Genomic DNA, 6,202 nt, shown 5'->3' on the forward strand with positions numbered 1-6,202 from the left:
GGTCAACCGTCCGCCGCCCTTTGCTGATGGGCTTTCAGCCCTTTGCGGCGGTCACGATGATTTCGAGCAGATAGTCAGATGACGCCAGCCTGCTTTCACCCGTCGCGCGGGCGGGCGGATTGGCGGTGTCGACCCAGGCGTCCCAAACGCTGTTCATCGCCTCGAAGTCGGCCATGTCAGCCAGCCAGATCTGGGCCATCAGGATTTTCGACTTGTCGCTGCCCGCTTCGGCCAGCAGGGCCTCGATCTCGGCCAGGGCCGTCTTGGTCTGGGCGACCACATCGTCGCCCGGCTCGCCCACCTGTCCCGCTAGATAGATGGTGTCGCCGTGGACGACCGCCTCGCTCATGCGGGCGCCGGGCTGGATGCGGGTGATCATGGGAAGAACTCCTGTGAAACGGTCGCCGCACCTATCGGCATGAGAACACGCCTGTCTAGGACCGCCCCTGCCCTCCGTCACCCTCGGGTCCGACCCGAGGGCCGGGTTACGGATCGGGCTGTGCGTCACCCTCATCGCACCGGCAGTTGAACCTCCGATCCTCAGGTCAAGCCCGTGCATGACGCTAAGCGAAGGAAACCTAGCGCCGCCCCCGCAACGCCATCGCCACCACCAGCGCGCCCGCGCCGACGATCACGGCGTCTTCGATCAATCCGCTCTTGGTCTGGCCGATGCGGGCCATAGCCTTCTTACGGCCGGCCAGCGTCAGATAGGCCAGCGGAACGGCGGTCGCGACGGCGACGCCCGCGCCCAGCTTCTCCTTGCCGCGCGGTGCCAGGGCCGATCCGGCGATGCACGCGCTCATCACCCGCGCCAGCAGACCCAGAAAGACGGTCCGGTCCGGCGCCGATTTCATCTTATCGCCGAACAACTCCCCCACGCCCATCAACAAGGCGCCAAACTTGAACAGGGGCAGGTTCAACAAAAAGACTCGCCCAGGCGTGGGTTTGTGGGCCAGCTCGGCGATGGCGATGGCCGCCATCGGGGTCATGGAGCGGGCGCTGGCGACGGCGCCAATGAGGGCGGAGGGAACAAGGTCGGTGGGCTTCATGCCGTCTGAACACCCCAAGACGACGAGGGTTCAGCCCGCCGCCGCCAGCACGTTGCGGATCGCCAGGCTGGAGTGGATGCGCGACACGCCGGGCAGGCGCGACAGCACGTCCTTGTGGATCACCTCATAGGCGGCGATGTCGGGCGCCACGGCGCGGACGATGTAATCCGCCTCACCCGCCATCAGATAGCAGTCACGGATTTCCGGGTGGTTCCTGACCGCCGCCTCGAACCGACGCATATGGTCGTCAGTCTGTTTCTCCAGCGTGATCTCGACATAGGCCACCACCCCGTCGTCACCGTCATTGGCCAGTATGGCGGCATAGCCCCGGATCACGCCCCTTGCCTCCAACCGACGCACCCGCCTGAGACAGGCCGAAGGCGACAGGCCCACCGCCGTCGCCAGGTCCGCATTGCTGATCCGCCCATCGGCGCGCAGGCGTTGCAGGATGCGTTGATCGACAGGATCGAGCAGAGTCACAATTTTCCGCCTTCTGACCGCAGATAATTGCGTAAACCTTGTATCAGCCGCTGATCATTGCGCAAACAGGCAGGATCATCGAACGCCGCAAGGCTAACTTGGCTGAAACGAAAACAGTCGGCTTGGAAGCGTCACATGCGGGTTCTGGTGCTTGGTTCGGGCGTCATCGGCATCACCACCGCCTGGTATCTCAATCAAGCAGGCCATGAGGTCATCGTGGTCGATCGCCAATCCGGCCCGGCGCTGGAGACCAGCTTTGCCAATGCGGGTCAGGTCTCGCCCGGCTATTCCGCGCCCTGGGCCGCGCCGTCGATCCCGGTCAAGGCGATGAAGTGGCTGTTGATGCGCCACGCCCCGTTGATCATCCGCCCGCAACTGGACATGGCCATGATCCGCTGGACCCTGGCCATGCTGCGCAACTGCACCCACGAACGCTATGCGCTGAACAAGGGGCGGATGGTGCGTCTGGCCGAATACAGCCGCGACCAGCTGGACCTGCTGCGCCGCCAAACCGGCATCGCCTATGACGGGCGCGAGCAAGGCACGCTGCAACTGTTCCGCACCGAAAAACAGCTGGCCGATGTGCACAAGGACGTCGATGTCCTGCGCGCCCAGGGCGTCCCGTGCGAGGTTTTGGACCCGGCAGGCTGCGTCGCCGCAGAGCCGGGTCTGGCGGCGTCCGACGTCCCCTTCGTCGGCGGCCTGCGCCTGCCGAACGACGAGACCGGCGACTGTTTCCTGTTCACCAACGCCCTGGCGAAACTGGCGGCTGAGCAGGGCGTGGTCTTCCACAATGGCGTTCAGATACACGGTTTGACCGAAGCCAATGGCCGCGTCGTGGGCGCGCGCACCAGCATGGGCGCGCTGCAGGCCGACGCCGTGGTCGTGGCGCTGGGCTCCTATTCGCCGCAGATGGTCGCGCCGCTGGGACTGAAACTGCCGGTCTATCCGGTGAAGGGCTATTCGATCACGGCCCGGATCACCGACGCGGACCGCGCCCCCGTCTCGACCGTCATGGACGAAAGCTACAAGGTCGCCATCACCCGTCTGGGCGACCGCATCCGCGTCGGCGGGATGGCCGAACTGTCCGGCTACAACAACAGCCTGCCCATCCTGCGCCGCGAGACGCTGGAACAGTCGGTCGGCAGCCTGTTCCCCGGCGGCGGCGACCTGGAAGGCGCCAGCTACTGGTCCGGCCTGCGCCCCATGACCCCCGACGGCACCCCCGTCATCGGCGCCACCCGGCTTCCGGGGCTCTATCTGAACACCGGCCACGGCACCCTGGGCTGGACCATGGCCTGCGGCTCCGCCCGCGTCCTGGCCGACACGCTGGGCGGCGCCAAGCCCGAGATCGAGACGCACGACCTGTCCCTGAACCGCTATGGATCATGGGCTGGAGCATTTGCGCCCGATTATAGCTGAAACGTTTCCTCGATTGCAGACTTGCGACGCCAGCGTCTATCGTCAATGAATGCGCCCGCCCGAGATACTAGAAACCGAACGGCTGCGTCTTCGTCCGGTCCAGCTCTCAGATGCTTCTGACATCTTTCGGTATGCCGGCGGGATCGCTGAAACACGGTTCATGCCGTTCAGACGCCATGAGCGCCTTGCCGAAAGTCTGGAGTTTGCAGAGCGGTGCGAGGCCTGTTGGATTTCCGGCTCAGCTTTCCCTTGGGCTATCACCGAGAAAGCACCTGGGCGCTTTATCGGTGTGATCGAGCTGCGGTTGTCGCCGCCTAAGGCGGACTTCGGCTACATCTTCGAAGAGCGGTTCTGGGGCAACGGCTTCGCCACAGAAGCCGCAACCGCTGTCACCCATTGGGCCATTGCTCAGCCTTCGATCTTACGGGTGTGGGCGACATGTCATGCCGGCAATGTCGCGTCAGCTGCTGTGCTTCAAAAAGCGGGCCTCAATTACGAGGCGACCCTGGCAAACTGGGAGGCTCGCCCTCAACTCGGTGAAAAAGCCGGTTCAAGCGATTTTTATGCGCTTACCCAGTCTGCGCCGGCTTAGTGGCTGGCTGAACGGCCTTCCTAATCATGGCGCACTGCTAGGGACGCTCGTATAGAGCGCCCGATGAAGACTGCTGATTTCGACTTCGACCTGCCCGAGGACCGCATCGCCCTGCGGCCGGCCGATCCGCGCGATTCTGCCCGCCTGCTGGTGGTCGACGGGTATGCGCTTCAGGATCGGATCATTCGCGACCTGGCCGACTTCCTGCGCCCCGGCGACGCCCTGGTGTTCAACGACACCCGCGTGATCCCCGCGCGCCTATCCGGAGTGCGCCAGCGCTTGAATCCCGTCGTCGGCGGGCCGGAGGGCGACACATTGACGGTCGAGGTCGAGGCGACGCTGCACCATCGCGACGCGCCCGACGTCTGGTCCGCCTTCATGAAGCCGGGCAAGCGCATCAAGCCGGGCGACCGGATCAGGTTCGGCGCCCATGGCGACGCCGCCTGCGACCTGGGCCGTCTGGACGCGACGGTCACGGCCAAGGGCGACGACGGCCTGATCAGCCTGAGGTTCGACCTGTCCGGCCCGGCGCTGGACGACGCGATCCGCGAGGTCGGGGTCATGCCCCTGCCGCCCTATATCGCCGCCAAACGGGCCGAGGACGACCGCGACCGTTCCGACTATCAGACCGTCTTCGCCGAGCATGACGGTTCTGTCGCCGCCCCCACGGCGGGCCTGCACTTCACCCCTGCCCTGCTGGACGCCATCCGGGCGCGCGGCGTCTCGACCCAAGCCGTGACCCTGCACGTCGGCGCCGGCACCTTCCTGCCGGTCAAGGTCGACGATCTGGCCGATCACAGGATGCACAGCGAATGGGGCGAGGTGTCGCCCGAGACCGCCGCCGCCCTGAACGCCGTCCATGCGAAGGGGGGCCGCATCGTCTGCGTCGGCACCACCTCCCTGCGACTGCTGGAAAGCGCCACGGACGAGGACGGCGAGATCAGACCCTTCCACGGCGACACCGCCATCTTCATCACGCCGGGCTATCGGTTCCGGGCGGTCGATGTGCTGATGACCAACTTCCACCTGCCCAAATCGACGCTGTTCATGCTGGTCAGCGCCTTCGCGGGTCAGGCGACGATGAAGGCGGCCTACGCCCATGCGGTGGCGGACGGCTATCGCTTCTATTCCTATGGCGACGGGTCGCTGCTGTTCCGCGCCTAGTTTCAATCGATATTCGTGAAGCAGATGTCTCGGCTCGTCATTCCGGGGCTGAGCAAAGCGAAGAACCCGGAACCCAGGGGGCCGGTCGCGTTGTTGAATGCATCCAACGCCTGACGCAAGCCTCCTGGGTTCCGGGTTCGTCCTCCGGACGCCCCGGAATGACGGTCGTTGGCTGAATGTCGATTGAACCTAGAACCGTCGACGGTGGCCTGGAAGAGGTTCATCACAAAGATCACAGCGAGGTCACGGCGAACACGACGGCGCCCTGCCCGGTTCGGAACGTCCTGATGGCCTGCGGCGGCGAAGCCGCAGATTGATCGACGATATGGACATGGCATTGAGGGACGCCGACGCGTGTTCGGTCTCGTCGTGTTCGCCGTGACCTCGTTGTGCGCGTTGTGACGAACCTTATTCTGCGATTCAGGCCGCCCAGTTCGCTCGCCGAAGACTCAGATTGGCGTCAGGGCCAGAGGCGTTGCGTCCTCCAGGCGTCGCCATCGCGCTCGAACCTGAGTCTGTCGTGCAGGCGGAAGGGGCGATCGCGCCAGAACTCGACCGAGCGCGGCACGACGCGCCAGCCGGTCCAGTGGGACGGGCGCGGCACCTCCTGACCATCGAAGCGCGCGGTCTCGCGAGCCACGGCCTCTTCCAGCGCCGGGCGGTCCGACAGCGGGCGCGACTGGTCCGAGGCCCAGGCGCCGATGCGGCTTTCGCGCGCGCGGCTGGCGAAATAGGCGTCCGCCTCGTCCGCCGTCACCGGCTCGACCGCGCCGCGCACCCGCACCTGACGCCGCAGGGTCTTCCAGTGGAAGGTCAGGGCGGCGGCGGGATGGCCGGCCAGTTCGACGCCCTTGGCGCTTTGGCTGTTGGAATAGAAGGTGAAACCGCGCGCATCGACATCCTTCAGCAGCACGATCCGCGCATCCGGCAGGCCGTCCGCATCGACCGTGGACAGGGTCATGGCGTTGGCGTCGTTCGGCTCGTGCGCCCGCGCGTCGGCCAGCCATTCGATGAACAGCCCTATGGGTTCGGCGCGCTGGAACAGGCTGTCGTCCCCATTGGCGGCCAGGGCGGCGGCGTAGTCGCGGGCGTATTCCTCACGCGACGGGCTGGGCGGGATCACGGATGCGGTCATGACGCCGGTCTAGCCCGTGGGGTCGGCCGTGCAAATGATCGAGGTCAAAAGCGGCGCCGATTCGATCACGGTTAACCGCCCGTTGACCCTGATCGGCGAACGGTTGGGGCCATGAGCGCGCACCGTTCTTCAGTCGAGGTTTCCGGCGTCCGCGAGGCCCTGGCCGTGCTGGGCGTGTCGGCCGATGTCGATGCGCCGACGCTGAAGGCCGCCTTCCGTGCGGCGGTGAAGGCGGCGCGGCCGGACCAGACGGGGGGCGACACCGAGCGTTTCCGGCAAGTGATCGCGGCCTATCGGTTGATCCAGGCGCATCGACCAGGCCGGCCGGCCCTGGCCGCGCCGCGCCTTCGTCCCGCGCCC

The 6,202-nt window shown here is 66.0% G+C and carries 7 protein-coding genes and 1 pseudogene; 4 read left to right on the forward strand and 4 right to left on the reverse strand.

All coding sequences use genetic code 11. From position 1 onward, the window contains the following. Positions 1–34: 34 nt before the first annotated feature. The 3 genes from RTU05_RS08300 to RTU05_RS08310 form a co-directional block, all read right to left on the reverse strand. A complete protein-coding gene (locus RTU05_RS08300; protein ID WP_312597336.1) occupies positions 35–379 on the reverse strand; it encodes a RidA family protein in 345 nt (114 codons plus the stop codon). Between the two features lie 199 nt (positions 380–578). Continuing rightward, positions 579–1,049 carry a hypothetical protein gene (locus RTU05_RS08305; protein ID WP_312597338.1) on the reverse strand — a complete coding sequence of 157 codons (471 nt, stop codon included), beginning with the start codon at positions 1,047–1,049 and terminating at the stop codon, positions 579–581. A 30-nt stretch (positions 1,050–1,079) separates the two neighbouring features. Next, positions 1,080–1,529, reverse strand: coding sequence for an Lrp/AsnC family transcriptional regulator (locus RTU05_RS08310; protein ID WP_312597340.1), 450 nt, complete (start codon positions 1,527–1,529; stop codon positions 1,080–1,082). Between the two features lie 135 nt (positions 1,530–1,664). Here RTU05_RS08310 and RTU05_RS08315 point away from each other — a divergent pair, with 135 nt between their 5' ends. The 3 genes from RTU05_RS08315 (at position 1,665) to queA (ending at position 4,707) form a co-directional block, all read left to right on the forward strand. Further along, on the forward strand, positions 1,665–2,951 hold the full coding sequence (locus RTU05_RS08315) for a D-amino acid dehydrogenase (RefSeq protein ID WP_312597342.1): 1,287 nt from the start codon (positions 1,665–1,667) through the stop codon (positions 2,949–2,951). Between the two features lie 49 nt (positions 2,952–3,000). Next, on the forward strand, positions 3,001–3,543 hold the full coding sequence (locus RTU05_RS08320; protein ID WP_312597344.1) for a GNAT family N-acetyltransferase: 543 nt from the start codon (positions 3,001–3,003) through the stop codon (positions 3,541–3,543). 63 nt (positions 3,544–3,606) lie between these two features. Beyond that, positions 3,607–4,707: a tRNA preQ1(34) S-adenosylmethionine ribosyltransferase-isomerase QueA gene (gene queA / locus RTU05_RS08325; RefSeq protein ID WP_312597346.1), complete on the forward strand. Its 1,101-nt coding sequence runs from the start codon at positions 3,607–3,609 to the stop codon at positions 4,705–4,707. A 460-nt stretch (positions 4,708–5,167) separates the two neighbouring features. On the opposite strand, the gene pdxH is transcribed toward queA, so the two are convergent. Next, positions 5,168–5,842, reverse strand: coding sequence for a pyridoxamine 5'-phosphate oxidase (gene pdxH, locus RTU05_RS08330; protein ID WP_312597348.1), 675 nt, complete (start codon positions 5,840–5,842; stop codon positions 5,168–5,170). Positions 5,843–5,953: 111 nt separating this feature from the next. Here pdxH and RTU05_RS08335 point away from each other — a divergent pair. Then, a pseudogene (locus tag RTU05_RS08335) lies at positions 5,954–6,202 on the forward strand (J domain-containing protein); the annotation flags it as partial.

Origin of the sequence: Brevundimonas sp., from assembly GCF_032017145.1 — a bacterium.
Taxonomy (GTDB): Bacteria; Pseudomonadota; Alphaproteobacteria; order Caulobacterales; family Caulobacteraceae; genus Brevundimonas.